The following is a 26,252-nucleotide window of genomic DNA, read 5'->3' on the forward strand; positions in this document are numbered from 1 at the left end:
ATGAGCAAAAAAAAGAAAATACAAAATAAAACTGATAAACTTGTTAAATCAATTAACAACAATATTAGATCAAGTGTAAGAAAGCTGAATCCAATACTTAAAGGTATTGTTGGAAAAAAAGTTGATGTTGCTATCAGAGATTTAGAATTTTCTGAAAAAAGAATTACTAGAGATATTAGAAAAACTATTAGCTCAGCAGTTGCAAATGCTGAAAATAATTTTCAATATGATATTGATAATCTAATTGTCAAAGAAGCTTATTGTGGAAAAAAAATTACAATGAAAAGATTTAGACCTAGAGCGAAAGGAAGAGCTGCGCCAATTTTAAAACCTTATTCTAGTGTCACAATAATATTAACTGAAGCTAAACAAATGGAGAGTCATGGGTCAAAAGGTTAATCCAGTAGGTTTTAGACTTGGGGTAAACAGAGGTTGGGACTCTGTTTGGTATGCTAAGAAAAAAGACTTTGGAAATTATCTTATCGAAGATTTTAAGATCAGAGAATACATTAAAAAAAATGTTATTAATTCAGGTGTTTCAAAGGTAATGATAGAAAGAACATCTAACAAATGTTATGTAACTATTTACACTTCAAGACCAGGATTTGTCATTGGTAAAAAAGGTAGTGACATTGATAAGATTAAAAACAATTTAGCAAAAATAACTTCAAACGAAGTAGCATTAAACATAAAAGAAGTAAAAAAACCTGAAACAAATGCATATCTTGTAGCAGAAAATATTGCACAACAGCTTGTAAAAAGAATTTCTTACAGAAGAGCAATGAAGAGAGCTATGCAATCGTGTCTAAGATTAGGAGCTAAAGGTATTAAAGTTTCAATCAGTGGAAGGCTAGGAGGAAATGAAATTGCAAGAACTGAATGGTTGAGAGATGGAAGTATACCTTCACACACATTAAGAGCAGAAATTGATTATGCGGAAGCAGAAGCTTTAACTACTTATGGAATAATCGGTATTAAAGTATGGATATACAAAGGTGAAGTTTTTGCGAAAGAATTTAGTCAAGAAACAAACAAAGAAACACCAAAAGAGGCAAACAAATAATGTTACAACCAGTAAGAACTAAATGGAGAAAAGCACACAAAGGTAGAATCCATGGAAATGCCTCTAGAGCAAATTTTATTAATTATGGTGCTTTTGCTCTTAAAGCTTTGTCGCCTGAAAGAATTACAGGTAAGCAAATTGAAGCTGCTAGAGTAGCACTTACAAGACATATGAAAAGACAAGGAAGAGTTTGGACTAGAGTTTTCCCTAATATACCTGTTTCAAAGAAACCCATAGAAGTTAGAATGGGTAAAGGTAAAGGTTCACCAGAGTATTATGCATGTCGTGTAAAACCAGGTAGAATTTTATTTGAGATAGATGGTGTATCCGAACAAATTGCTAAAGAAGCTTTATATAAGGCCTCAGCGAAATTACCTATAAAAACTAAAACAATTAAAAGGTTTGCGTAAATGAAAAGAACTGAAATAAAAAAAATGTCAAAAGATGAAATTGTTAAGAATATTGACAAATTTAAAAAAGATCTTTTCAATTTTAGATTTCAAAAAATGAATTCACAAGTAACAAATCCAGCAAAAATTGGAGAAACAAAAAAAACTATAGCAAGATTAAAAACATTTTTAAAAGGAAAAACAAATGCCTAAAAAAATATTAACAGGAATAGTTGTCAGCGATAAACCTAACAAAACTGTAACTGTAATGGTAGAGAGAAAATACTCACATCCAGTTCTCAAAAAGGTTGTTAAAGTAAGAAAAAAATACAACGCTCATGACGAAAATAATAAATTTAAAAATGGAGATAAAGTTTCAATTATTGAAAGTAAACCATTTTCAAAAAATAAAAAATTTCAAGTAATGGAGAATACTAAGTAATGATACAAGTACAAACAGAATTACAAGTTGCTGATAACACAGGTGCTAAAAGAATTGAGTGTATTAAAGTTTTGGGAGGTTCAAAAAGACGATATGCTAGCATAGGTGACACGATTGTAATTGCTGTAAAAGAAGCAATTCCTAAAGGTAAAGTTAAAAAAGGATCTGTTCATAAGGCTGTGGTTGTAAGAGTAAAAAAGGGTATTCATAGAGATGATGGATCTAAAGTTAGATTTGACAATAATGCTGCGGTGCTGGTTGATGATAAAGGAGAACCAGTTGGAACTAGAATATTTGGTCCAGTAACGAGAGAGTTGAGAACAAGAGGGCAAATGAAAATTATTTCTTTGGCACCAGAGGTTTTATAAAAATGATAAAAAAAGGTTTAAAAGTTTTAGTATTAGCTGGAAAAGACAAAAAAAAAGAAGGTGAAGTTATTGAGATTGATAGATCAATGAATAGAGCAAAAGTTAAAGATATTAATATGGTTAAGAAACACGTTAAAACTACAAAAGAAAAAAAAGGTGGAATTGTATCTAAAGAAAGTTTTATCCATATCTCAAATTTAAAATTAATTGATGAGAAAGCTAAAATATCAAAAAAAGAGGCTAAAAAATAATTATGTCACCAAGATTAAAAGAAATATATTTAAAAGAAATTCAACCAGCACTTAAAGAGCAATTTGGTTTGAAAAACATTTATATGGGTCCAAAAATTGAGAAGATTGTCTTGAATATGGGTCTTGGTTTAGATGGAAATGATAGTAAAATTTTAAAATCATGTGAAGAAGATATGGGTAAAATTACTGGACAAAAACCTGTAATAACAAAATTCAAAAAATCCGTAGCAAATTTTAAAACAAGAAAAGGTTCTAATGCAGGTTTGAAAGTCACTCTAAGAAAGAACAAAATGTATGAATTTTTAGACAGATTAGTAAATATTGCTTTGCCAAGAATTAAAGATTTCAGAGGGTTATCTCCAAAAGGTTTTGATAAGTTTGGTAATTACACTTTTGGAATTAAAGAACACATAATTTTTACTGAAGTAAGCTTTGATCGTGCTGATAAAGTAAGAGGATTGGATATTACAATAGCTATTTCTTCAAAGAGTCAAGAACATAGTTATGCATTACTAGAAAAACTTAACTTTCCATTTATTAAAAAAGGAGACAATTAATATGGCTAAATTGAGCTCAATTAATAAAAACAATAAGAGAATTAAACTTTCCGATAAGTTTTATAAAAAAAGAGAAAAACTTAAAAAAATAATAATGGATAAAAAATTGCCTTTTGAAGAAAGATTTAAGGCACAACAAAAATTATCAAAATTACCAAGAAATTCTGCAAAGATTAGAGTTATGAATAGATGTCAAATAACTGGCAGACCTCATGGTGTTTATAGAAAATTAAAGATTTCTAGGATTGCTTTAAGACAGTTAGGATTACAAGGCAAAATTCCTGGATTAGTGAAATCAAGTTGGTAGAAAGGAAATTATGAGTTTAAGTGACCCAATTGGAGATATGATAGCCAGAGTAAAAAATGCTCAAGCAAGAAATCATAAAAAGGTAGAATTACCTTCTTCAAACTTTAAAAGTAAAATAGCAGATATTTTAAAAAATGAGGGTTTCATCAAAGATTTTAAAGTTAACAACGATAATAATAAAGCAGTTTTATCGTTAGAGCTTAAATATCACTCTGGAAACCCAGTTATTAGTACTTTTGAAAGAGTATCAAAACCAGGAAGAAGAATTTTTTCTAGCGCTGAAGGCTTACCAAAAATCAATAATGGCTTAGGTATAGCTATAGTATCAACACCCAAAGGTGTGATGACAGATTTAGACGCAAGAAAACAACGTGTCGGTGGAGAAATAATTTGTAAGGTATTTTAATGTCTAAAATAGGAAAAATTAATATAGCAGTACCAGAAAAAGTCAAAGTAGCTTTGGCGGGCAATAATTTAAATATTGAAGGCCCTTTAGGAAAAAAATCAATTGATATTGATTTAGATATTTTTAATTTGGACATTAAAGATGGGAAAGAAATTTCAATAAAACCAAAAAAAATTGATCAGAATACAAAAAGACTTTGGGGAATGAATAGAAGTTTAATCAATAATGCAGTAATAGGATCAAGTACAGGTTATGAAAAAACTCTTGAGCTTGTTGGTGTAGGTTATAGGGCAGCATTAAAAGGCAATCAATTAAACCTTCAATTAGGTTATAGTCACGATATAAACTTTGATATTCCTGAAGGAATAAAGATAGCTGTTGAAAAACAAACTACATTAAAAATAACTGGATCTGATAAACAACAAGTTGGACTAGTTGCCTCTAAAATAAAGACACTAAGAAAAATTGAACCTTATAAAGGCAAAGGAATAAGAGAAAAAGGGCAGTATGTGTTGAAAAAAGAAGGAAAGAAAAAATAATGAAAATAAACACAAGTGTTAGAAAAAAATTCAGAGTAAGCAATAAGGTTAAAAAAGTTGCTTCAAAAGATAGATTCAGATTAAGTATATCAAGATCTGCAAGAAATATTTCGGCACAAATTATTGATGATTCCAAAAATATAACTTTGTTATCTGCCTCTTCAGTTGAAAAAGATATTAAAGCTGGTGAAAAAATGAATAAATCTAAATTATCAGAATTTGTTGCAGAAAGATTAGCAAAAAAAGCTCAAGAAAAGAAAATAACAAAAATATTTTTCGATAGAGGAGTTTACAAATATCATGGAAGAGTAAAAATTTTTGCTGAAACTTTACGAAAAAATGGAATGGAATTTTAATAATGGAAAATAATAAAGATAAAAAAACTGACGATATTTTAGAAAAACTAGTCCATATCAACAGAATCACTAAAGTTGTTAAAGGTGGTAGAAGGTTTGGATTTTCAGCATTAGTTGTAGTTGGCAATCAAGCTGGCAGAATTGGAATTGCCCACGCTAAAGCTAAACAAGTACCTGATGCTATAAAAAAAGCGAATGAGATGGCAAGAAGAAAACTAATTCAAATTCCACTAAGAGAAGGTAGAACAATTCATCATGATGTTAAAGCTAAAGATGGCTCTGGTAGAATAGTATTAAGAGCTGCATCTAAAGGAACTGGAATTATTGCTGGCGGACCAGTTAGAGCAGTATGTGAAGTTTTAGGAGTTAAAGATATAGTTGCGAAATCGATGGGAACTTCAAATGCACACAATGTAATAAGAGCAACAATGAAAGCGCTAATGAAACAAAATTCACCTAAACAAATTTCAGCAATCAGAAATAAAAAAATTTCAGAAATAATTGAAAAAAGAGGATAATGACTACATTAAATACAAAGGTTAAAATTAATAAAAGTAAAATCAGAGTTGGAAGGGGAATTGGCTCTGGTAAGGGAAAAACTTCAGGAAGAGGCATTAAAGGTCAAAAATCAAGATCAGGTGTTGCTATAAAAAGTTTTGAGGGCGGTCAGATGCCATTATACAGAAGATTACCTAAGAGAGGATTTAATCCAATTTCAAAAGAAGATGTTGCAATTTTAAATTTGGAAAAAATTCAATCCTATATTGATAAGAAGAGTATTAAAACTACAGATGTTTTAAATGCTGACACATTAAAAAAATTAAAATTAATTAACAAAAATTCAAAAAAACTAAAAATTTTGGGTACAGGCGATATTAAAGACAAAATAAATATCGAAGCAGACCTTGCTTCAAAATCAGCTCTATCTAAATTAGAAAAAATTGGCGGTTCAATCCAATTAAAAAAATAGTTAGGGATCAATGAGCTCAACTTCTTCAACAACAGATCTTAAGAATAGAATTATATTTACTATTTTCATTTTAACTGTTTATAGATTTGGAACATTTGTTCCATTACCTGGTATTGATCCAGAGCAACTTAAAATTATGATGGATGGTAATCAAAAAGGTTTGCTTGGAATGTTTAATGTTTTTGCAGGTGGTGCTGTAAGTAGAATGGCAATATTTGCTTTAGGTATAATGCCATATATTTCATCTTCGATTATAGTTCAACTTTTGACAGGAGTTTCAGATTACTTTAAAAATTTAAAATCCCAAGGAGAAATGGGTAGAGCTAAAATTACTCAAATAACAAGATACGGAACTGTATTGTTAGCCACAGTTCAAGGATATGGTTTAGCTGTTGGATTGGAGTCTTCAGCAAATTTAGTAATAAACCCTGGTATATTCTTTAAAATTTCAACAGTCACAACAATTGTTGCTGGAACAATTTTCTTAATGTGGTTAGGTGAGCAGATAACACAGAGAGGTATTGGGAACGGTATTTCTTTAATTATTTTTGCTGGTATTGTTGCTGAAATACCTAGGGCATTAGTAACAACTTTTGAATTAGGTCGAACTGGTGCTGTCTCTACTTTTATGATTTTGGCAATATTTATTTTATTAATATTAACAATTCTTTTTATTGTGTTTATGGAGAGAGCTTTAAGAAAAATCTTAATTAATTACCCAAAAAGACAAATGGGTAATAAATTATATGGTGGCGAGTCATCACATTTACCGTTAAAGATTAATCAAGCAGGAGTGATACCTGCAATTTTCGCTTCCGCACTGTTATTATTACCAGTAACGTTTTCAAATTTTAATTTTTCAGAAAATGAAACCTTTTTAAATATAAGTTCTTTCTTTACTCAAGGTCAACCTTTGTACATGCTACTTTATGCATCTGGAATTATCTTTTTTACTTTTTTTTACACATCAATTACATTCAATCCAGTTGAAACTGCAGAGAACTTAAGAAAATATGGTGGCTTTGTTCCAGGAATTAGACCAGGTGAAAGTACTGCAATTTACATTGAAAATATTTTAACTAAGTTGACAACAATTGGGGCACTTTATTTAACTCTAGTTTGTCTGATGCCTGAATTTTTAATTGCAAATTATCCAATCCCTTTTTATCTTGGAGGCACATCAGTTTTAATTGTTGTGGTTGTAGCCATTGATACTGTAACTCAAATTCAAACTAGATTAATGAGTTCACAATATGAGCAATTAATCAAAAAAACAAAATTTGGAAATAGATAAGGATTAGTTAAGTGAATATCATTTTATTTGGTCCTCCTGGAGCAGGTAAAGGCACTCAAGCACAAAAGTTAGTTGAAAATCATAATTATTATCAAATTTCGACTGGTGATCTTTTAAGAAACGAAGCAAATAAAAAGTCTAATATTGGAGTTGAAATTGAGAAATTAATATCAAAAGGTGAGTTTGTTTCTGATGAAATTGTTAACGATTTATTAAAACAAACGCTTTCTAAATTAAATTCTCATGATCCAATAATTTTTGATGGATACCCAAGATCAATATCTCAAGCATCAAATTTAGAACAAATTTTAAATAATTTTAGACGAAAGATAGATTTTGTAATCTCTCTAAATGTTTCTAGAGATATAATTCAAAAAAGAATAATGGGTAGAGTTACTTGTGAAAAATGTAATATCACATTAAATGAATATTTTGATCAAGAAAGAATAAAAAAACTAAGTTGTAGTGGAAAACATTTGGTAAAAAGAAAAGATGATAACCTAGAAACTATCTTAAACAGGTATGACAAATATATTGAAACTACTAAACCAGTATTAGATTTTCTATCCAAAAAAACAACCATACATGAAGTTGATGGAACCCTAAAAATAGAGGAAATTACTGATAAAATTGAGCATATTATTAAGGGATAAGAAGTTGACTTTAGAAGATCTTCTTATATAAAGGCTACAATTTATCACAGATTTATGGCACGTATTGCAGGTATTAACATTCCACAAAATAAGCTTGTCCACATTGGACTAACATATATTTACGGAATAGGTGACAAGTTCTCAAATCAGATTTGTTCTTCTCTGGAAATTCCAAGAGAAAAAAGAGTTAACGAATTAACTGACGAAGAGATTTTAAAAATAAGAGAATACATAGATCAAAATTTCAAAGTCGAAGGTGATTTAAGAAGAGATTATTCTTTAAGCATTAAACGTTTAATTGATCTAGCTTGTTATAGAGGCTCAAGACATAGAAAAAAACTACCTGTTAGAGGTCAAAGAACTAGATGTAATGCAAGAACAAGAAAAGGTAAAGCTATAGCTATTGCTGGAAAAAAATTAACACCAACTAAAAAATAAAAATGGCTAAAACAGAAAAAACTGATAACAAAGATCAGAAGGTAGAAAAATCTTCAAAAAAGTCTAACAAAAGTTCGTACTCAAAAAAGAAAAAATCAAAAAAAAACATACTTAATGGAATTGCGTATGTTCAATCTACATTTAATAATACAATAGTTTCAATTGCTGATACGAATGGAAATGTTATTTCTTGGTCGTCTGCAGGCTCTAAAGGCTTTAAAGGTTCAAGAAAATCGACTCCGTATGCAGCTCAAATAGCAGCCGATACAGCAGCTTCTAAAGCTCTTGAATATGGAATGAAAACTTTGTCTGTAGAAGTTAAAGGACCAGGTTCAGGTAGAGAAACAGCTCTTAGAGCATTACAGGCAAGAGGTTTTAAAATTTTATCTATCAAGGATACAACGCCAATGCCACATAACGGAACAAGACCACCTAAGAAAAGGAGAGTTTAATGGAAACTGAAAATGTAAACATTAAAAATTGGAAATCATTAATTAAGCCTACAAAGCTTGACGTTAAAATGAGTGAAGATTTAACACAAGCAACAATAGTCGCAGAACCACTTGAAAAAGGTTATGGATTAACTTTAGGCAACTCTTTAAGAAGAATACTTTTATCTTCAATAAGAGGTACTGCTGTAACATCAATCCAGATTGATGGGGTGTTACATGAATTTACATCTATTAAAGGGGTTAGAGAAGATGTAACTGATATTGTTTTAAATGTTAAATCATTAGCACTAAAAAGTGCTTCTGAAGGAACAAAAAAGTTAATTTTAGATGCTAAGGGTCCAGGAGAAATTAAAGCATCTGATATTGCTCCAATTGCAGATGTTGAAATTTTAAATCCTGACTTAGTCATATGTAATTTAGATGAAAATACTAATTTTCATATGGAAATGAATGTAAATACAGGAAAAGGTTATGTACCTGCAGAATTAAATAAACCAGAAGAACCACCATTAGGATTAATTGCAATTGATTCATTATATAGTCCAGTAAAGAAAGTTTCATATTCTGTAAGTACTGCAAGAGAAGGAAAAGCACTTGATTATGATAAACTTACTATGCAAGTTGAAACTAACGGATCAATATCAGCAGAAGATGCTGTAGCTTATTCAGCAAGAATTTTCCAAGATCAACTTAAAATGTTTATTAATTTTGACGAACCTGTTGAGGCACCAGTAAAAGAAGTTTCTACAGAACCTGAATTTAATAAAAACTTATTAAGAAAAGTAGATGAATTAGAACTTTCAGTAAGATCAATGAATTGTTTAAAAAATGATAACATTATTTACATTGGGGATTTGGTTCAAAAATCCGAAGGTGAGATGCTTAGAACACCAAATTTCGGTAGAAAATCTTTAAATGAAATTAAAGAAGTCTTAACTGGTATGTCTTTGTATTTAGGTATGGAAATTCCAAATTGGCCACCAGATAATATAGCTGAAATGTCAAAAAAACTTGAGGAAGCAATTTAAAAATGAGACACGGCTTAGCTAATAAGAAATTAAATAGAACATCTGAACATAGGAAAGCTTTGTTAAAAAACATGCTTAATTCTCTGATAAAATATGAACAGATTAAAACTACGTTACCAAAAGCAAAATTTCTTAAGCCTCAAGCTGATAAAATAATTACATTAGGAAAAAAAGATACCTTACATAACACTAAGATGTTAGTTTCACAGCTACAAGATATGAAATCTGCAAATAAAGTAAAAAAAACTTTATCAAAAAGATATGAAAAAAGAAGTGGTGGTTACACTAGAATAATCAAAGCAGGTTTCAGATATGGTGATAATGCTCCTATGGCAATAATTGAATTTATTGACAGAGACGTTGAGGCGAAAAGAGTAGATAAAAAGAAAAAAGAATCTTCAAAAGAAGCTGAGAAAACAGAAGAAAAGAAATTAGCTACAAGCTAATTTTAATATAAAATACACTTAATGATCAAATCTTTTATCGTTGATAAAACGTATGCTAGTATGCGTATTGATAAATATTTGAGATTTAATATTGGCAAGTTTCCCCAATCATTAATTGAGAAATCTTTAAGAAATGGAAAAGTTAAAGTCAATAATAAAAAAGTTAAAAGTAATTTTAAATTAAACCTAGGTGACAAGATCGATTTGCACAATTTTGAATTTAAAGAAAATCTTTTAGAAAAAAAAATTAAATTTAAACCATCAAACAAGGTAATTAAAGAAAATGAAAATTTAATTATAGATAATAACGAAAACTTTGTAGTTATGAATAAAAGTGCAGGTATTTCTGTACAAGGTGGAACAAAATCTAAAAAAAATTTAATAGATATATTTTCTAAAAGTGAAATTTTTCAAGACACAAAACCATTTTCAGTTCATAGATTAGATAAAGAAACTTCAGGAGTATTTATAATTGCTAAAAATAGAGAAACAGCACAACTCTTAACATCATTATTTAGAATGCGTAAAGTTCACAAAACTTATTTAGCTATATGTCATGGTGAAATAGAAAAAAACTCTGGCCAATTTAATGATCAACTTATTCGATACGACAATGGAAAAAAAATTATAGAGGAAGCAAAAACAACATATAAAGTTCTTGATAAAAATTCAATTTGCTCTTTAGTTGAGCTTAAACCAATAACTGGAAGAAAGCATCAGCTTAGAAAACAACTTTATGCAATTGGTAATTCTATTTATGGGGACAGTAAATATTCAAATAAACTTTTTAAACAATCTAAAAATAAAAATTTGATGTTACATTCTTATCAAATAAAATTTATGATTAATAATAAAAAATATACTTATAGAGCTTCTTTACCAAATTATTTCAATGAATTACTAAAAGTTAAGCGCTTAAAATTTCTAAATTAGTAATAAAATTCTTTATTAATTTTTCTTCAATACCTTTATAATTAATATCTTTAATTTTAACTAAATTTGTAACACCTCGATCAGAAATTCCACATGGAATAATATTATTATAATTTTTTAAATCGCAATTAATATTCAGTGAAAAACCATGATATGCAATCCATTTACTAACTCTTACTCCGATTGCAGCTATTTTAGTTATTTCATTATTTTGATTAAACCAAATGCCAATATTCTCTTTATCAGCAAAAACATTGATTTCATATTCGTTTAAAGTTTCTATAATTGTATTTTCAATTATAGAAATAAATTTTCTAATATCTTTTTTTCTTCTATTTAAATTTATCACAAAATAAAACATTAACTGACCTGGGCCATGATATGTAATTTTTCCACCTCGATTTGTATTAATAATTTTTATGTCTTTGTTTAGTATTTCTTCATTTTTAGAGCTAGTTCCCGCAGTATAAACTTCATTATGCTCTAATATCCAAATCAATTCATTAGATTTATTATTAATCACATTGCTTAATCTTTTCTCCAATTCTGACAAAGCAAAATTGTAATCTATTGGTTTTATTGACTTTTTAATCTCAATTTTCATTTATAAATTGTAATCTTCCTAATTTATATTAAAAGATCGATGCAATATAAAAGGTTTAATTATGACTTTGAATAAGAAAATAAAAGATAAAAAAGTCAATTTTGAGTTTAACAAAGAATATATAAAAGTTGTTACTGACAAAATTGTTAATAATGATGCTTTATTTATTACAAATTCATTCAAAGAAATGCACCCTGCAGATGCTGCAGATATAATTGAACATTTAAGTCTTAATGATAGAGAAAGCTTAATTAAACTCAACAATTTCAAGATTGATCCTGATGTATTTATTGAACTAAATGAGTCTGTCCAATCTGAAATAATTAAATATTTATCTTCAGACTCAATTGTAAGTATCTTAAAAAATCTTGATTCTGATGATGCAATCATGGTTTTAGAGAATGTTGATGAAAAAGATAAAAACACAATTTTATCTGCTCTACCTCCTAAAGATCGTTTTGCGTTGCTAGAAGGCTTAAGTTATCCAGAAGATAGTGCTGCAAGAATAATGCAAAGAGAATTTACTGCAATACCAAGTAATTGGTCTGTAGGACAAACTATTGACTATTTAAGAGAAAATAAAGATTTACCAGAAGAATTTTTAGAAATATTTATTGTAGACGAAAATTTTAAACCAATTGGAACAGTTCCATCTTCAAAAGTATTGAGAACACCTAGAGATACTAAAATGTCATCTATAATGATTGATTCTCCTTTTTTAGTTCCAGTTGATATGGATAGAGAAGAGGTGGGTAATTTATTTGAAAACTACAGTTTAAATTCCGCATGCGTAGTTGATAAGACAGATAAACTTGTTGGAATGATAACTTCAGATGACGTGCTTACAGTTTTAAAAGAAGAAGCTGAGGAAGATGCATTAAGATTAGCTGGTGTTGGTGATGAAGAAATAACAGATGGAGTAATAACTAAAACTAAACGAAGATTTAATTGGCTGTTGTTAAATTTATTTACTGCTTTTTTAGCTACTTGGTGCATAAGTCTTTTTGGAGCAACAATTGAACAAATGGTAGTTTTAGCTTTTTTAATGCCCATAGTTGCTTCTATGGGTGGAAATGCTGGAATGCAAACGCTAGCTGTCACTGTCAGATCGTTAGCAACAAATGATCTTACAAAAAATAATTTTACTCAAAATATTCTTAAAGAATTTAATATTGGTGTGTTAAATGGAATAATTTTTGCAATAATCAGTTCATTAATTGTTCAATTGTGGTTTCAGGACAATCAATTATCTCTTATAATTTCTATATCTATGGTTTTAACAATGATAATAGCTGGTTTATTCGGAATTTTAATTCCAGTTACTCTTAAAAGAATGAATATTGATCCAGCTATCGCTTCAAGTGTATTTGTTACAACAATTACAGATGTAATTGGATTTGTTTCCTTTTTGGGTGTTGGAGCTTATTTTTTGTGATTTATTAGAAATTATCAATCAATCGAATTTTACCAAGATGATACGCAATAAATAATTTAGAATTATATATTTTGTTTGTTAAGTTTAAATTTGTTTTATTTCTTAGTTCTAAATATTGAATTTTAATTTTAAATTCTTTTTCTAATTTTTTTTTTTAAATATCTAATATTTTTTTAATCTCAGGAAATTTTTTAATATCTTTTTTAAGTTGCTTTACAATTTTAGTAATCATTTCTGCTTTTTTAATTTGAGTATTTTTTAAGAGCTTATTTCTGCTTGATAACGCAAAACCTTTTGTGTTTCTAATTGTTTTACATAAAATAATATTTGTTTTAAATTTTTTTTTTAAAAATTTTTTTACCAAATGATATTGTTGATAATCTTTTTCTCCCATAAATATTTTTTTTGGTCTGATTAAGTCGGTTAATCTGTTCATAACATTTAGTACACCTTCAAAATGACCTTTTCTATATCTTGCACATAAAATTTTATCTTTTATATTAATTTTTTTTAAAAGATTAATTGATTTAGGAAAAATTTCCTTGACACTTGGGACATAGAGCAAATCAACTTTTAGTTTTTTTAATATATTGATGTCTTTTTTAATATTTCTTGGATAGTTTTTAAAATCCTTCTTATCATTAAATTGTTTTGGATTTACAAAAATACTTACTATAGTTATATTTGATCTTTTCTTGCACTCTCTAATCAACGATTCATGACCTTTGTGTAGACTACCCATGGTAGGAACAAAACCTATGTTTTTATATCTTAAAAGATTGTTTTTAAGTTGAGTATTATTTAATAAAACTTTCATTTTTAATAGAATATTTTATAAGTAAAACATTTAAATGATTAAACAAGCAATTATTCCATTAGCTGGTTTGGGTACTAGACTTCTTCCTTTAACAAGTGTCTTTGCTAAAGAACTTTTACCAATAAATGGCAGACCGGCTGTCGAGTATATTTTAGATGAATGCATTGAGGCAGGTATTAAAGAAATAATTTTAATTATATCAGATAAAAAAAAAATGATTAAAGATTATTTTTTTCAAGATAGTTTTTATAAAAAAATCTTAAAGAAAAAGAAAGATCCAAGAATCAAAAGAGAATATCAAAAAATTTTAAGATATAAAAAAATGATTAAATTTGTATATCAAAATAAACCTCTTGGGACAGGTGATGCTGTCATGAAAACAAAAAAATATATTAAAAGTAATTATTTTTTGATGTTATTACCTGATGATTTAATTATTCAAGATAATTGTTCAAAATCAATGATTGATATTCATAGAAAATACAAATCTTCAGTGATGGCAAGTATGCGTGTTAACAAAAAAACAGTATCAAGATGGGGAATTTTTAGTTTATCAAAAAAAATATCAAATAATAATTATTTTATTAATGATGTTATAGAAAAACCAAAAATAAATGATGCTCCTTCAAACAAAGCAGTTATAGGTAGATACATACTTCCTAAAAAAATTTTCAGTGAGATAAAAAAATTAAAACCAGGAAAAGGTGGTGAGATACATATTACAGATGCAATACAAAATTTAATTAATAAAAAAAATTTATTTATTGCGCACAATTTCAAAGGCAAATATCTTGATTGTGGTACAATGCATGGATATATAAATTCAACATTAGAAATCTCGAAATTATGAAAATTTGTGTAATTGGAACAGGATATGTAGGTTTAGTTAGCGGTACTTGTTTTTCAGAAATTGGAAATAATGTTGCCTGTGTAGACATAGATAAAAAAAAAATTGATAAATTAAATAATGGTTTTGTGCCAATATTTGAACCAGGTCTAGAAGAACTCATAAAACGTAACGTTAAGCATAAAAGATTAAACTTTTCCTCAAAAATTGAAGATAATATTAAAAGCTCTGATATAGTTTTTATTTGTGTTGGAACACCTACAAATAAAAAATCAAATCAAGCAGATTTAAAACAAGTATTTAAGGTAGCTAAATTAATAAAGAATAATTTAAACAAATATAAAATTATTGTAAACAAATCTACAGTTCCAGTTACAACAGGGGACAAAATAGAAAAAATTCTTAATACCAAAAAAAATAAAAATAAATTTGATGTTATTTCAAATCCGGAATTCTTAAGAGAAGGCGAAGCAATAAGGGACTTTATGTATCCTGATAGAGTTGTAATAGGTTCTAATAGTAAAAAAGCTAATTCAGTTATGAAAAATCTTTATTTACCAATTTTAAAAAAAAGAAGTAGATATTTCAATTGCTCTAGAAGAGCAGCTGAACTTATCAAATATGCTTCAAATGCATTTTTAGCAACAAAAATTACTTTTATAAATGAAATGGCAAATTTATGTGAAAAATCTAATATAGATGTTAAAGATATTTCTATTGGAATGGGTTTAGACGAAAGAATTGGTGATAGGTTTTTAAGAGCAGGTCCAGCTTATGGTGGATCATGTTTTCCTAAAGACACTAGAGCTCTCGTTACAACCGCCAAAAGTTTTAATACAGATCTTTCAATTGTAAAAACTGTTATAAATTCAAATCAAAATAGAAATAATCTATTAAACAAAAGAATTTTGAAATTATTAAACAATAAAATAAATAATAAAATTATTACTTTTTTAGGAGTTACGTTTAAAGCAGGTACTGATGATATGAGAGAGTCACCTTGTTTAGATATGATACCTTTTTTATTAAAAAAAGGTTCTACAATAAAATATTATGATCCATCAGGTGAAAAAACTAATTTTTTTATTAATAAAAATGTAAAGTTTTCACCAAATATTAAAGATGCATGTAATGGAGCTGATTTAATAATTATTCACACAGAATGGAATGAATTTAAACAAATCAACTTTAGAAAATTAAATAAAAATAAAAATTTGAAAGTATTTGATCTTAGAAATTTGTATTCACCAAGTTTAATGAAAAAAATAAATATTAGATACTATGGTATCGGTCGTTAGTTTAGTTCAAATATAGCATCTACTTCTACAGCTACACCTAAAGGCAAACTATTTGTGCTAACTGCAGCTCTAGTATGCATACTTGATTCACCAAAAACTTTAGCAATTAAATCAGAAGCACCGTTAATAACCTTAGGTTGATCAGTAAAATCGTCCGTTGAATTAACAAATCCTGTGAGCTTTACACAAGATTTGATTTTAGATAAGTCATCATTGCATGCTTTTTTGGCTTGTGCGATTATACTTAAAGCACATCTCTCTGCAGCTTTATAACCATCGTCTACTTTTAAATCAGATCCTAATTTGCCTTTAATTAACTCACCATTTTCTGACATTGATATTTGTCCTGATATATAAAGTAATTTGTTTACTATTTTTGCAGCTATGTAAGAACCAACTGGATCTGCTGCATTAGGTAATTTTAAATCTAATTTCTTTATGTTTTCTTCATAACTCATTTTGATTTCCTTTTTTTTGATTTTTTATTTTTATCGTATTCTTTTCTTTTCTCAATTAATATTAATGCCTCTTCCATTGTTAGTTCAGCAGGATCTTTTTCCTCGGGAATAGTTGCATTTAATGATTTATATTTTATGTAAGGTCCATATTGACCTTTCATTATTCTTACAGGTTTTTTATCTTCTGGATGTTCTCCTAAATCTTTGATTATAGATGAAGACATTCTTCCAGGTTTAGCTTCAGCAATTAATGTTATTGCTCTATTTAATCCAATTGAAAAAATCTCGTCAATATTTTCAATTCTTGCAGATTTATTATCGCATTTTAAATAAGGACCATAACGACCAGTATTTAACAAAATATCCTTTTGATTATCTGGATTTACTCCTAAATTTTTTGGCAATGAACATAAAAACTTTGCTTTATCTAAATCTACATCTTTTAAATCAATACCCTTAGGTATTGAAACATTTTTTAAATTTTCGTTTTCATCTTTCTTTTTTTTTGTCTTTCTTTTTTTTGAAGTTTTTTCTTCTATATCTTTAGGATTTATTTCATACTGCAAGTAGGGACCAAATCTTCCATTTTTAAGATAAATATCATTTCCATTATCATGTTTTCCAATAAACTTAGGTTCTGCGAGTTGTGCTTGTGCTGCTGCTTTTGCTTTTGATAATGGTCTCGTATATTTACAATCAGGATAATTTGAACAACCAATAAAAGCACCACCTCTAAAGCTATTTTTTAAACTAAGAGTTCCTTCGTTGCATAATTTGCAATTTCTATCTATTTTTCCATCACTATTTTTTTCAAAAATTAATTCACCCAAACTATCGTTGAGAAGGTCTAAAACTTCTCTAGTTCTTTTTTCTTTAACTTTAGACACATTATTATTAAAATCTTTCCAAAACATTTCCAAAACTTTAATCCAACTTTCTTTACCTGAAGTTATTTCATCTAATTGATCTTCTAATCCTGCAGTAAAATTATAATCAACATATTTTGAAAACAATTTTTCTAAAAAAGCCGAGATCAATTTCCCTCTATCTGTTGGAAAAAATCTTTTATTAGTTATTTCCGCATATCCTCTATTTGCAATAGTCGAAATTATACTAGCATAAGTTGATGGTCTACCTATGCCTAGCTCTTCTAATTTTTTAACCAAACTAGCCTCTGAATATCTAGGTGGTGGTTGTGTATAATGTTGTTCATCGATTAATGCTTCAATATTAATTGGTCCCTTTGACATTTGAGGCAAAATATCTTCATCATCATCTTTAGATTGAGATGAATATACTTTTAAAAAACCGTCAAATTTGAGTACTGATCCACTAGATTTACAGATAGTTCTACCATCATCAGAATTTATTGTTATTGTATTTCTATCAAATTTTGCAGACTCCATTTGAGATGATAAAGCTCTGCTCCAAATTAAATCATATAATTTTATTTGGTCAGTACTTAAATACTTTTTAACTGAAGAAGGTGTTCTGTTAATTTCAGTTGGTCTTATAGCCTCATGTGCTTCTTGAGCATTTTTTGCTTTCTTACCTGAGTAGTTTAATGGGTTTTCTGGCAAATATTCTTTACCTAAATCACTTTTTATATAATCTCTAAATGATTTAACTGCATCCACAGATAAATTTGTTCCGTCTGTTCTCATATAGGTGATTAAACCTACTGTCTCACCCTCAATTTCAATTCCTTGGTATAATTTTTGAGCAATTTGCATTGTTCTTGATGCACCAAAACCAAGTCTACTAGAGGCTGTCTGTTGCAATGTTGATGTTGTAAAAGGTCCAGAAGGATTTCTACTTACTATCTTGCTTGAAATGTCAGTTATTAAAAATTTTTTATTTTTGATATTTTCTATGGCTTTATTAATTTCATTTTTATTTCTAAAAGTAAATTTTTCAATTTTTTTTCCATCTAATTGCGAAATACTAGATGTTATTGAATTGTTATTATTATCGTTAAATTTAATACTCAGTGTCCAAAATTCTTCAGGATTGAATGACTCAATTTCGTGTTCTCTTTCAGTTATAAGTTTCAGTGCAACGGATTGTACACGTCCAGCAGATTTAGAGCCTGGTAATTTTGTCCATAGAATAGGTGATATGTTGAAACCAACTAAATAATCCAAAGCCCTTCTAGCCATATATGCATCAACAAGTAATGGCTCTATTTGTCTTGGATTCTCAATTCCATGAATTACAGCTTTTCTTGTAATTTCATTGAATACAACTCTTTCGATTTCTTTATCTTTTAATAATCTCTTATCATTTAAATATTCTTTTACATGCCAAGCTATAGCTTCTCCTTCACGATCAGGGTCAGTCGCAAGAATTATTTTTGACGATTCTTTTGCAACATCTGTAATTTCCTTTAAGTATTTTTTTGAAAAGCTATCAACTTCCCATTCCATCCTAAAATTTTGCTCGGGGTCTACAGATCCATTTTTTGAAGGAAGATCTCTTATATGACCATAACTAGCTAAAACTGTATAATTATCACCTAAATATTTATTAATGGTTTTAGCTTTTGCTGGACTTTCTACAATAACCAGATTCATAATCTAACAAACTACATAAAAGGTTTTTTTAGTCAATTTAATAAATTTTTGTCTCTTTTTCTTCTTTGTTTTTAAGGCGTTTTATATTTTCTCTATGAGTGAAAAAAATTAATACAAACATAATTACAAAAAAAGATACTTCAGAAAAATTCTTACTAATTACTAAAAATATAGGTACAGATAAAGTAGCTAAAATAGATGACAATGAAGAATATTTAGATAAGAAATAAATAAACAACCATATTGTTATAAATATTATTCCATAAGATATATTTATTACAAATAAGATACCTAAATAAGTTGCTACACCTTTTCCACCTTTAAACTTAAGCCATAAAGGAAAAACATGACCTAAAAAAGCACACAATGATGAAAGAAAAATTAATTCAGGATAATTTATTTTTACAAATAAAACTGGAATTACAGCTTTTCCGACATCAAATACCAAAGTTAGGTATCCAATCAATTTATTACCAGATCTTAGAGCGTTGGTGGCGCCAATATTTCCAGAACCAACATCTCTAATATCTTTTTTTAAAAAAAATTTAGTTAATAAATACCCAAAAGGTATTGATCCTAAAAGATAAGATGAGATTCCAATTATAAGATAATCCATTTCTTATAACTTAAATAATTCCACTCCATTTACAAATGTATTAGTGACTTTACCTTGAAGTTTTTTACCTTCAATTGCAGTATTTTTTGATTTAGATATTAAATTTTCTTTTTTTACAATCCACGGTTTATCAATATCAACTATACAAAAATCTGCGTCATTCCCGATTGATAAATTTCCTTTATTAATTTTCAAAATTTTAGCTGGATTTGATGTTAATGTTTTTACAATTGTTTCTAATTTTACAGACCCATTATGATAAAGTTCTAAACAAAGGGATAATAAAGTTTCAATACCTGATGCACCCGTCGCCGCTTGACTGAATGTAAGTCTTTTTGACTCTTCGTCTTCTGGTTTATGATCTGAAACTATAACATCAATTATTTCATCTTTAATTGCTTGAACTAGAGATAATCTATCTTCTTCAGTTCTAAGAGGAGGTGATAATTTTAAAAAAGTTCTAAAATCTCCAATATCATTTTCGTTTAATGATAAATTGTTAATTGATACACCTGAAGTAAATTTAACTTTATCTTTCCTTTCTCTAATTGTTTGAATTGATCTTGAGGATGATAATTGTGAGATATGATATCTACATTTAATTGTCTCTAACAGTGTAAGATCTCTTTCAATAATGATTTTTTCAGCTACTGCAGGTATTCCTGATAATCCTAATTTAGTAGCTATTATACCTGAATTCATCATTCCATTTTTTGATAACTCATAATCTTCTGCATGTTGCATAATCAAACTATCAAGATCAAAAGCAGAATTCATAATTCTTGTCATCAATCTTGTATTCTGAATGGTTTTTAATCCATCTGTAAATGCGATAATTCCCTTACTTTGTAATAAACCAAATTCAGTCATATTTTTTCCTTCAAGATTTTCAGTTAAGGATGCACATGGAAAAATATTAATTTTGGATTTGTCTCTTCCTCTTCTTTTTAAAAAATCAACAATTGAAACATCATCTATTACAGGGTTAGTATTTGGCATGGTTACCACCGATGTTACACCACCTGCTAATGCAGCTTCACTTAGAGTTCTGAAATTCTCTTTATATTCATAACCAGGTTCTCCAACAAAAACTCGCATGTCAACTAAGCCAGGAAGAATGTGCTTACCTTTTAAATCAATAGGTTTTTCTCTTGAAGGTAAATTATTTGTATTTACTTTTTTTCCAATTGCTTCAATTTTACCTTCTTCATTTATAATCAAACCTCCATTCTCATTAATTGAATTTTTAGGGTCAATTATATTTGCATTTATGAAATATTTTTTCTTCATTTATTCACAAAATAATTTTAAGCATGCCATCCTTACAGCCACTCCTAATTCTACTTGTTCTTTGATAACGCTTTTATTAATGTCATCTGCTAACTTAGTGTCGATCTCAATTCCTCTGTTCATAGGACCAGGATGCATAATTAGAGCATCATCTTTTGCATAATCCAATTTATCTGGAGTTAAACCATAATATTCATAGTATTCTCTATTAGAAGCTAGAAACGAACTAGTCATCCTTTCATTTTGTAATCTTAGCATCATCACTATATCACAATCTTTCACACCTTTTTTCATATCTGTGAAAGTGTTAACACCAAATTTATCTATTGCTTTTGGCATTAAATTTGTTGGAGCAATTATATTTACCTCAGCTCCCAACATGTTTAATAAATAAATATTTGATCTTGCTACTCTAGAATGAAGTATGTCTCCACAAATAGCTATTTTTAAACCTTCTATTTTTTTCTTCCTATCAATTATTGTTAAAGCATCTAGTAAAGCCTGAGTAGGATGCTCTCTTCTACCATCACCAGCGTTTAATACAGCACAATTCACTTTTTGAGAAAGAAGATTGCAAGCACCAGAGTCTTGATGTCTTATAACAATTAAATCAGGATGCATTGCATTTAATGTCATAGCAGTATCTATTAGTGTTTCACCTTTTTTAATTGCAGAGTTTCCAATGTTCATTGACATAACATCAGCGCCTAATCTTTTGCCTGCAAGTTCAAATGAACTTTGTGTTCTCGTAGATGGTTCAAAAAATAAGTTAATTTGAGTTTTTCCTCTTAGGATATCAATTTTTTTATTTTTACTTCTATTTAATTTTATAAAAGCTTGAGCTTCATCTAAAATAAGCAATACATCGTTAATAGATAAATCTTGGATTCCTAACAAATGTTTTTGGGAAATTTTAATAGCTTTGTTTAATTTAATTGCCATTAAAACCAACTCTATAACTACTAATAATTAATAAAGCAAGTCTTAATTATTTAAATAATCAATTGCTCCCTGTAAAATAAAAGCAGCTGCATTTTGATCTATATTTTTCTCTCTTTTAGAGACATTAATATCTAATTGACTAGATAGATTAAAAGCACCTACTGTAGATAATCTTTCATCCCATAAACAGACAGGGATTTTTATTAATTCACTGATATTTGCAGATACATCTTTGACAGATTGAGCAGATCTACCTAATGACCCATCCATATTTATAGGATTTCCTACTATGATACCCTCAATATTATTTTCTAAAATTATATCTTTTAAATCCTTAATAAGATTTTCTTTTGTCGTTTTTTGTATTGTTTTAAATGGAGTTGCAATAGACCAATTTTCATCACAAATTGCGACCCCAATTCTTTTAGACCCTAAATCTAATCCAATTAATCTACATTTTTTCGGGTTATTTTTTTTAAACTCATCTAGTGTGATCATGTTGTAAATTTTAATGTTAGATGATAGTTTGCGACGTATTTTATTTTCATATGACAATAAACCTTAAAACAATAAAGCATATATCTAAATTATCAAGAATATCTGTAGATGAAGCAAAAGCAGAAAAACTAGCTGGTGATTTAAATTCTATATTTAAGTTTATCGAAAAATTAAATGAATTAAAGACTGATAATGTTGAACCATTGACATCTGTTGCTGAGACAACTCTTCGATTAAGAAGTGATGAAGTTAAAAGTGAAAATATAAAAGAAGAAATAATTAAAAATTCACCAAAAGAGAATAAAGATTTTTTTGTAGTACCTAAGGTAGTTGAATAATGTCTGATTTAACAAAACAAACATTAGTAAAATTATGCAAAAATATTAAAGAAAAAAAAGTTTCTTCAACAGAAGTTACAAAAGCTTTCATAGAAAGATCTGAAAAATCAAAAACACTTAATGCTTATATAACTACTGATTTTGAAAATGCTTTAACAAAAGCAAAACAATTTGATGAAAACCCAAATCTAGATTTAAAGCTACCTGGTATCCCAATAGCTGTTAAAGATTTATTTTGTACCAAAAATGTCAAAACAACTGCTGGAAGTAAAATATTACAAAGTTTTAATCCAACATATGAATCTACAGTTACAGATAATTTATGGAATGCTGGAGGTATATTATTAGGCAAGTTAAATTGTGATGAATTTGCAATGGGTTCATCAAATGAAACAAGTTATTACGGCAATGTACAGAATCCAATTGATGAAAATTTAGTGCCTGGAGGTTCTTCGGGTGGTTCGGCTTCTGCTGTAGCTGCACAATTAACTCCCATTACTATAGGCACAGATACCGGTGGGTCTATTAGACAACCAGCGTCATTTACAGGAACCGTTGGTCTTAAACCTACTTATGGTAGTTGTTCTCGATATGGAATTGTTGCTTTTGCATCATCTCTAGATCAAGCAGGCCCAATGTCTCAAAATGTTGAGGACTGTGCTTTGTTACATGAAGTTATTAGTACCTTTGATAATAAAGACTCAACCTCCATTAATTTCAAAAGAAATAATTATCTCCAAGAACTTACTAAAAATATCAAAGGAAAAAAAATAGGAATACCAAAAGAATACAGAGTTGAAGGTATGCCAAAAGAAATAGAGGATTTATGGCAAAAGGGAATTAATCATATTAAAGATTGTGGGGCAGAGGTCGTTGATATTTCTTTACCACATACAAGTTATGCTTTGCCAACTTATTATATTGTTGCACCTGCAGAAGCCTCATCAAATTTAGCTAGATATGATGGAGTTAAATACGGTTTTAGAGCCGAAGGTAAAAATTTAATTGATATGTATGAAAAAACTAGATCTGAAGGTTTTGGAGCAGAGGTTCAAAGACGTATTATGATTGGAACATATGTTTTATCTTCAGGGTATTATGATGCTTATTATCTTAAAGCTCAAAAGGTAAGAAAATTAATTAAAAATGATTTTGATGAAGCTTATAAAAAGGTAGATGCAATATTAACTCCATCTACACCGAGTTCAGCTTTTAAAATTGGTGAGAAAAAAGACGATCCTGTTTCCATGTATCTTAATGACATATTTACTGTACCAGTTAATTTAGCTGGATTACCTGGAATATCTATACCAGCTGGGCATGATGCAAAAGGTTATCCATTAGGATTACAAATTATTGGCAAAGCATTTGATGAGCAAAACATATTAAACATAGCATATGCAATGGAAGAAAAAATTTGTTTTAAAAACAATATAACTGATTGGTGGATTAAATGAGTAAAAGCAAAGGTGAATATTTAATCAACAGAAATGATAATCAGTATGAAGTTGTAATAGGACTAGAAGTTCATGCACAAGTAACTTCAGAATCAAAACTTTTTTCTACTTCTGCAACAAAATTTGGAGCCGAACCTAACACACAAGTAAGTTTAGTTGACGCAGCGTTTCCTGGAATGTTACCGGTGATAAATGAATTCTGTGTAAAACAAGCAATTAAAACTGGTATTGGTTTAAACGCAAAAATTAATAAACGTTCAGTGTTCGATAGAAAAAATTATTTCTATGCTGATTTACCTCAAGGATATCAAATCTCTCAATTTAAAGATCCAATTGTGGGTGAAGGAAAAGTAATTTTAGATTTGCCTGAGGGACAAAAAGAAATTGGAATTGAAAGATTACATCTAGAGCAAGATGCTGGTAAAAGTATACACGATCTTGATCCTCAAAATACGTTTGTAGATTTAAATAGATCTGGAGTAGCCTTAATGGAGATTGTTAGTAAACCTGATTTAAGATCACCTGATGAAGTCAATGCATATATTAAAAAATTAAGATCAATTATGAGATATCTAGGCACTTGTGATGGCAACATGCAAGAAGGATCTTTGAGAGCCGATGTAAATGTTTCAGTTAGACCAAAAGGTACAAAAGAATTTGGTACTAGGTGTGAAATTAAAAATGTAAATTCAATTAAATTTATGCAGATGGCTATTGAATATGAAGCAAATAGACAAGTTGATTTAATTGAAGATGGTCAAACAATTGACCAAGAAACTAGATTGTTTGATACAAAAAAAAACGAAACAAGATCTATGAGATCGAAAGAAGATGCTCATGATTATAGATATTTTCCTGATCCTGATTTGCTACCGCTAGAAGTTTCTGAGGAATTTATTGATGATATTAAAAAAGATATTCCAGAGTTACCGGATGATAAGAAGAAAAGGTTTATTGATGAATTTAAACTATCTCCCTACGAAGCAACTATTCTTGTTTCTGATATAGAAACTTCAAAATATTTTGAAGAAGTTGTAGCGAAGATGGGTAAAAATAAAGATATTAAACTAGCAGTCAATTGGATTACTGGAGAATTATTTGCAGTCTTAAACGATAAAAATTTAGACATTTCACAAAGTCCTGTTAGTGCAAAAAATTTAGCTATTCTTGTAAATTTAATTAAGAATGGAACAATTTCAGGTAAAATTGCTAAAACTGTATTTGAATTTATGATTGATGGAGATCAAGATCCTCAAAAAATTGTTGAAGAAAAAGGTTTAAAACAACAAAGTGATCCAAAAGCTTTAGAAGCCTTGATTGATAAGATAATTAATGACAACAGAGAAAAAGCTATTGAATACAAAAATGGTAAAGAGAAATTATTTGGTTTTTTTGTTGGTCAGGCAATGAAAGCATCAGGTGGTAAAGCTAATCCTCAATTAATAAATGAGATATTAAAGAAAAAACTTTAATAAAATGGGTGCAAACCTACAAATCACAGAAAAATTAGAAAATTATATCAAAGATTTTAGCTTTAAACTAAATCCAATCCAGCAAGAAATAATTGATTACAATAAAACTTTAGGAGAAATAAAAAGGATGCAGATTGATCCTTCACAATGTTATTTTCTTCATTTAATAATTAAGGTTGCAAACATTAAAAATGTTTTGGAAATTGGAACGTTCACTGGCCTAAGTGCTCTTACCATTTCTCTTGCTTTACCTAATGATGGCAAATTAATTGCTCTTGATAAAAATGAAGAAACAAACAAGATTGCCATTGATTTTTTTAAAAAAGCGAAACAAGACCATAAAATTCAAACAATTATAAAGCCTGCGATGCATAGTTTTGAAGAATTAAAAAATGAGAAATTTGATATGATATTTATTGATGCTGATAAAATGAATTATAAAAGTTATTACGAAAATTCATTACAGCTAATTAAAAAGAGTGGTTTAATAATTATTGATAATGTTTTGTGGCACGGTGAAGTAATTGATGAAAAAAATAATGATAAATTTACTGAAAATATGAGAGAATTTAATAATTTTGTTTCTGAAGATAAAAGAGTAGAGCAAATCATTTTTCCATTAGGTGATGGAATGACTGTTTGTAGAGTTTTATAATGTTTAAAGTTTTTGGATTTTATAAATTTATTAAAATTAAATCTTTAAAAAAGAATAAAG

Annotated in this window: 35 protein-coding genes and 1 pseudogene; 28 read left to right on the forward strand and 8 right to left on the reverse strand. The window is 28.5% G+C overall.

Translation table 11 applies throughout. The features are described 5' to 3' along the window. The 21 genes from rplV to ACTT9D_RS00930 are packed head-to-tail and all read left to right on the forward strand — an operon-like array spanning position 1 to position 10,892. Positions 1–399 carry a 50S ribosomal protein L22 gene (rplV, locus tag ACTT9D_RS00830; RefSeq protein WP_440930003.1) on the forward strand — a complete coding sequence of 133 codons (399 nt, stop codon included), beginning with the start codon at positions 1–3 and terminating at the stop codon, positions 397–399. Then, the gene (rpsC, locus tag ACTT9D_RS00835; RefSeq protein WP_440930004.1) at positions 383–1,063 is read left to right on the forward strand and encodes a 30S ribosomal protein S3; all 681 of its coding nucleotides are present in this window, start codon (positions 383–385) and stop codon (positions 1,061–1,063) included. Before rplV ends, rpsC begins: the two co-directional genes overlap by 17 nt. Next, entirely contained in the window at positions 1,063–1,473 is a 411-nt protein-coding gene (rplP, locus tag ACTT9D_RS00840) for a 50S ribosomal protein L16 (protein WP_440930005.1), read from the forward strand. Before rpsC ends, rplP begins: the two co-directional genes overlap by 1 nt. Beyond that, positions 1,474–1,665, forward strand: a complete 192-nt coding sequence (gene rpmC / locus ACTT9D_RS00845; protein WP_014953352.1) for a 50S ribosomal protein L29 — start codon at positions 1,474–1,476, stop codon at positions 1,663–1,665. Beyond that, positions 1,658–1,894 (forward strand): 30S ribosomal protein S17, encoded by a 237-nt coding sequence (rpsQ, locus tag ACTT9D_RS00850; protein WP_014953351.1) that lies wholly within the window; start codon positions 1,658–1,660, stop codon positions 1,892–1,894. The genes rpmC and rpsQ overlap by 8 nt, the downstream gene beginning before the upstream one ends. Next, a complete protein-coding gene (gene rplN / locus ACTT9D_RS00855) occupies positions 1,894–2,262 on the forward strand; it encodes a 50S ribosomal protein L14 (protein ID WP_014953350.1) in 369 nt (122 codons plus the stop codon). The genes rpsQ and rplN overlap by 1 nt, the downstream gene beginning before the upstream one ends. Positions 2,263–2,264: 2 nt before the next feature. Further along, entirely contained in the window at positions 2,265–2,513 is a 249-nt protein-coding gene (rplX, locus tag ACTT9D_RS00860) for a 50S ribosomal protein L24 (RefSeq protein ID WP_440930006.1), read from the forward strand. 2 nt (positions 2,514–2,515) lie between these two features. Beyond that, positions 2,516–3,070, forward strand: a complete 555-nt coding sequence (gene rplE / locus ACTT9D_RS00865; RefSeq protein ID WP_440930007.1) for a 50S ribosomal protein L5 — start codon at positions 2,516–2,518, stop codon at positions 3,068–3,070. A 1-nt stretch (position 3,071) separates the two neighbouring features. After that, the gene (gene rpsN, locus ACTT9D_RS00870; protein ID WP_014953347.1) at positions 3,072–3,377 is read left to right on the forward strand and encodes a 30S ribosomal protein S14; all 306 of its coding nucleotides are present in this window, start codon (positions 3,072–3,074) and stop codon (positions 3,375–3,377) included. Positions 3,378–3,387: 10 nt separating this feature from the next. Further along, entirely contained in the window at positions 3,388–3,783 is a 396-nt protein-coding gene (rpsH, locus tag ACTT9D_RS00875) for a 30S ribosomal protein S8 (RefSeq protein ID WP_014953346.1), read from the forward strand. Further along, entirely contained in the window at positions 3,783–4,322 is a 540-nt protein-coding gene (rplF, locus tag ACTT9D_RS00880; RefSeq protein ID WP_014953345.1) for a 50S ribosomal protein L6, read from the forward strand. Before rpsH ends, rplF begins: the two co-directional genes overlap by 1 nt. Continuing rightward, positions 4,322–4,678 (forward strand): 50S ribosomal protein L18, encoded by a 357-nt coding sequence (gene rplR / locus ACTT9D_RS00885; protein ID WP_440930008.1) that lies wholly within the window; start codon positions 4,322–4,324, stop codon positions 4,676–4,678. The genes rplF and rplR overlap by 1 nt, the downstream gene beginning before the upstream one ends. Positions 4,679–4,680: 2 nt before the next feature. Then, positions 4,681–5,196 (forward strand): 30S ribosomal protein S5, encoded by a 516-nt coding sequence (gene rpsE / locus ACTT9D_RS00890; protein WP_014953343.1) that lies wholly within the window; start codon positions 4,681–4,683, stop codon positions 5,194–5,196. After that, entirely contained in the window at positions 5,196–5,648 is a 453-nt protein-coding gene (rplO, locus tag ACTT9D_RS00895; protein ID WP_440930009.1) for a 50S ribosomal protein L15, read from the forward strand. The genes rpsE and rplO overlap by 1 nt, the downstream gene beginning before the upstream one ends. A gap of 10 nt (positions 5,649–5,658) precedes the next feature. Beyond that, positions 5,659–6,942: a preprotein translocase subunit SecY gene (gene secY, locus ACTT9D_RS00900; RefSeq protein WP_440930010.1), complete on the forward strand. Its 1,284-nt coding sequence runs from the start codon at positions 5,659–5,661 to the stop codon at positions 6,940–6,942. An 11-nt stretch (positions 6,943–6,953) separates the two neighbouring features. Next, positions 6,954–7,595, forward strand: a complete 642-nt coding sequence (locus ACTT9D_RS00905) for an adenylate kinase (protein WP_440930011.1) — start codon at positions 6,954–6,956, stop codon at positions 7,593–7,595. 54 nt (positions 7,596–7,649) lie between these two features. After that, positions 7,650–8,033, forward strand: a complete 384-nt coding sequence (gene rpsM, locus ACTT9D_RS00910; RefSeq protein WP_440930012.1) for a 30S ribosomal protein S13 — start codon at positions 7,650–7,652, stop codon at positions 8,031–8,033. 2 nt (positions 8,034–8,035) lie between these two features. Further along, positions 8,036–8,485 (forward strand): 30S ribosomal protein S11, encoded by a 450-nt coding sequence (gene rpsK / locus ACTT9D_RS00915; RefSeq protein ID WP_014953338.1) that lies wholly within the window; start codon positions 8,036–8,038, stop codon positions 8,483–8,485. After that, positions 8,485–9,513 (forward strand): DNA-directed RNA polymerase subunit alpha, encoded by a 1,029-nt coding sequence (locus tag ACTT9D_RS00920; protein WP_440930013.1) that lies wholly within the window; start codon positions 8,485–8,487, stop codon positions 9,511–9,513. Before rpsK ends, ACTT9D_RS00920 begins: the two co-directional genes overlap by 1 nt. 2 nt (positions 9,514–9,515) lie before the next feature. Continuing rightward, positions 9,516–9,959, forward strand: a complete 444-nt coding sequence (gene rplQ / locus ACTT9D_RS00925; RefSeq protein WP_440930014.1) for a 50S ribosomal protein L17 — start codon at positions 9,516–9,518, stop codon at positions 9,957–9,959. A gap of 21 nt (positions 9,960–9,980) precedes the next feature. Next, positions 9,981–10,892 carry an RluA family pseudouridine synthase gene (locus tag ACTT9D_RS00930; protein ID WP_440930015.1) on the forward strand — a complete coding sequence of 304 codons (912 nt, stop codon included), beginning with the start codon at positions 9,981–9,983 and terminating at the stop codon, positions 10,890–10,892. On the opposite strand, the gene lipB is transcribed toward ACTT9D_RS00930, so the two are convergent. After that, positions 10,867–11,496 carry a lipoyl(octanoyl) transferase LipB gene (gene lipB / locus ACTT9D_RS00935; RefSeq protein ID WP_440930016.1) on the reverse strand — a complete coding sequence of 210 codons (630 nt, stop codon included), beginning with the start codon at positions 11,494–11,496 and terminating at the stop codon, positions 10,867–10,869. The two genes, ACTT9D_RS00930 and lipB, sit on opposite strands and share 26 nt — an antisense overlap. Before the next feature lie 61 nt (positions 11,497–11,557). On the opposite strand from lipB, the gene mgtE reads away from it, so the two are divergent. Next, positions 11,558–12,931 carry a magnesium transporter gene (mgtE, locus tag ACTT9D_RS00940; RefSeq protein WP_014953333.1) on the forward strand — a complete coding sequence of 458 codons (1,374 nt, stop codon included), beginning with the start codon at positions 11,558–11,560 and terminating at the stop codon, positions 12,929–12,931. A gap of 4 nt (positions 12,932–12,935) precedes the next feature. On the opposite strand, the pseudogene panC reads toward mgtE, so the two are convergent. Beyond that, positions 12,936–13,748, reverse strand: a pseudogene (gene panC / locus ACTT9D_RS00945) (pantoate--beta-alanine ligase). 34 nt (positions 13,749–13,782) lie between these two features. Here panC and ACTT9D_RS00950 point away from each other — a divergent pair. Both ACTT9D_RS00950 and ACTT9D_RS00955 read left to right on the forward strand, forming a co-directional pair. Beyond that, positions 13,783–14,598, forward strand: a complete 816-nt coding sequence (locus ACTT9D_RS00950; RefSeq protein WP_440930017.1) for a sugar phosphate nucleotidyltransferase — start codon at positions 13,783–13,785, stop codon at positions 14,596–14,598. After that, entirely contained in the window at positions 14,595–15,893 is a 1,299-nt protein-coding gene (locus ACTT9D_RS00955) for a UDP-glucose dehydrogenase family protein (protein ID WP_440930018.1), read from the forward strand. Before ACTT9D_RS00950 ends, ACTT9D_RS00955 begins: the two co-directional genes overlap by 4 nt. Here the strand turns inward: ACTT9D_RS00955 and ACTT9D_RS00960 are convergent. Genes ACTT9D_RS00960 through ruvX form a run of 6 tightly spaced genes read right to left on the reverse strand, consistent with a single transcriptional unit; the run spans position 15,890 to position 22,270 of the window. Further along, the gene (locus tag ACTT9D_RS00960; protein WP_440930019.1) at positions 15,890–16,351 is read right to left on the reverse strand and encodes a RidA family protein; all 462 of its coding nucleotides are present in this window, start codon (positions 16,349–16,351) and stop codon (positions 15,890–15,892) included. The two genes, ACTT9D_RS00955 and ACTT9D_RS00960, sit on opposite strands and share 4 nt — an antisense overlap. After that, positions 16,348–18,924: a type I DNA topoisomerase gene (gene topA / locus ACTT9D_RS00965; RefSeq protein WP_440930020.1), complete on the reverse strand. Its 2,577-nt coding sequence runs from the start codon at positions 18,922–18,924 to the stop codon at positions 16,348–16,350. Before topA ends, ACTT9D_RS00960 begins: the two co-directional genes overlap by 4 nt. A gap of 37 nt (positions 18,925–18,961) precedes the next feature. Continuing rightward, entirely contained in the window at positions 18,962–19,540 is a 579-nt protein-coding gene (plsY, locus tag ACTT9D_RS00970) for a glycerol-3-phosphate 1-O-acyltransferase PlsY (protein WP_440930021.1), read from the reverse strand. 3 nt (positions 19,541–19,543) lie between these two features. After that, positions 19,544–20,830 (reverse strand): dihydroorotase, encoded by a 1,287-nt coding sequence (pyrC, locus tag ACTT9D_RS00975; RefSeq protein WP_440930022.1) that lies wholly within the window; start codon positions 20,828–20,830, stop codon positions 19,544–19,546. Next, positions 20,831–21,772 (reverse strand): aspartate carbamoyltransferase catalytic subunit, encoded by a 942-nt coding sequence (locus ACTT9D_RS00980; RefSeq protein ID WP_440930023.1) that lies wholly within the window; start codon positions 21,770–21,772, stop codon positions 20,831–20,833. It abuts the gene before it with no gap. Positions 21,773–21,814: 42 nt separating this feature from the next. Next, positions 21,815–22,270, reverse strand: coding sequence for a Holliday junction resolvase RuvX (ruvX, locus tag ACTT9D_RS00985; RefSeq protein WP_440930024.1), 456 nt, complete (start codon positions 22,268–22,270; stop codon positions 21,815–21,817). A gap of 50 nt (positions 22,271–22,320) precedes the next feature. Between ruvX and gatC the strand changes: the two genes are divergently transcribed. Genes gatC through ACTT9D_RS01005 form a run of 4 tightly spaced genes read left to right on the forward strand, consistent with a single transcriptional unit; the run spans position 22,321 to position 26,192 of the window. After that, complete coding sequence (gene gatC, locus ACTT9D_RS00990) at positions 22,321–22,608, forward strand: Asp-tRNA(Asn)/Glu-tRNA(Gln) amidotransferase subunit GatC (protein ID WP_440930025.1); 288 nt, start codon at positions 22,321–22,323, stop codon at positions 22,606–22,608. Continuing rightward, the gene (gene gatA, locus ACTT9D_RS00995) at positions 22,608–24,065 is read left to right on the forward strand and encodes an Asp-tRNA(Asn)/Glu-tRNA(Gln) amidotransferase subunit GatA (protein WP_440930026.1); all 1,458 of its coding nucleotides are present in this window, start codon (positions 22,608–22,610) and stop codon (positions 24,063–24,065) included. The genes gatC and gatA overlap by 1 nt, the downstream gene beginning before the upstream one ends. Beyond that, a complete protein-coding gene (gene gatB / locus ACTT9D_RS01000) occupies positions 24,062–25,537 on the forward strand; it encodes an Asp-tRNA(Asn)/Glu-tRNA(Gln) amidotransferase subunit GatB (protein WP_440930027.1) in 1,476 nt (491 codons plus the stop codon). The genes gatA and gatB overlap by 4 nt, the downstream gene beginning before the upstream one ends. Positions 25,538–25,541: 4 nt before the next feature. Then, a complete protein-coding gene (locus tag ACTT9D_RS01005; protein ID WP_440930028.1) occupies positions 25,542–26,192 on the forward strand; it encodes an O-methyltransferase in 651 nt (216 codons plus the stop codon). The last annotated feature ends 60 nt before the right edge of the window (positions 26,193–26,252 follow it).

Origin of the sequence: Candidatus Pelagibacter sp., assembly GCF_052049815.1 — a bacterium.
In the GTDB taxonomy this organism is placed as follows: domain Bacteria; phylum Pseudomonadota; class Alphaproteobacteria; order Pelagibacterales; family Pelagibacteraceae; genus Pelagibacter.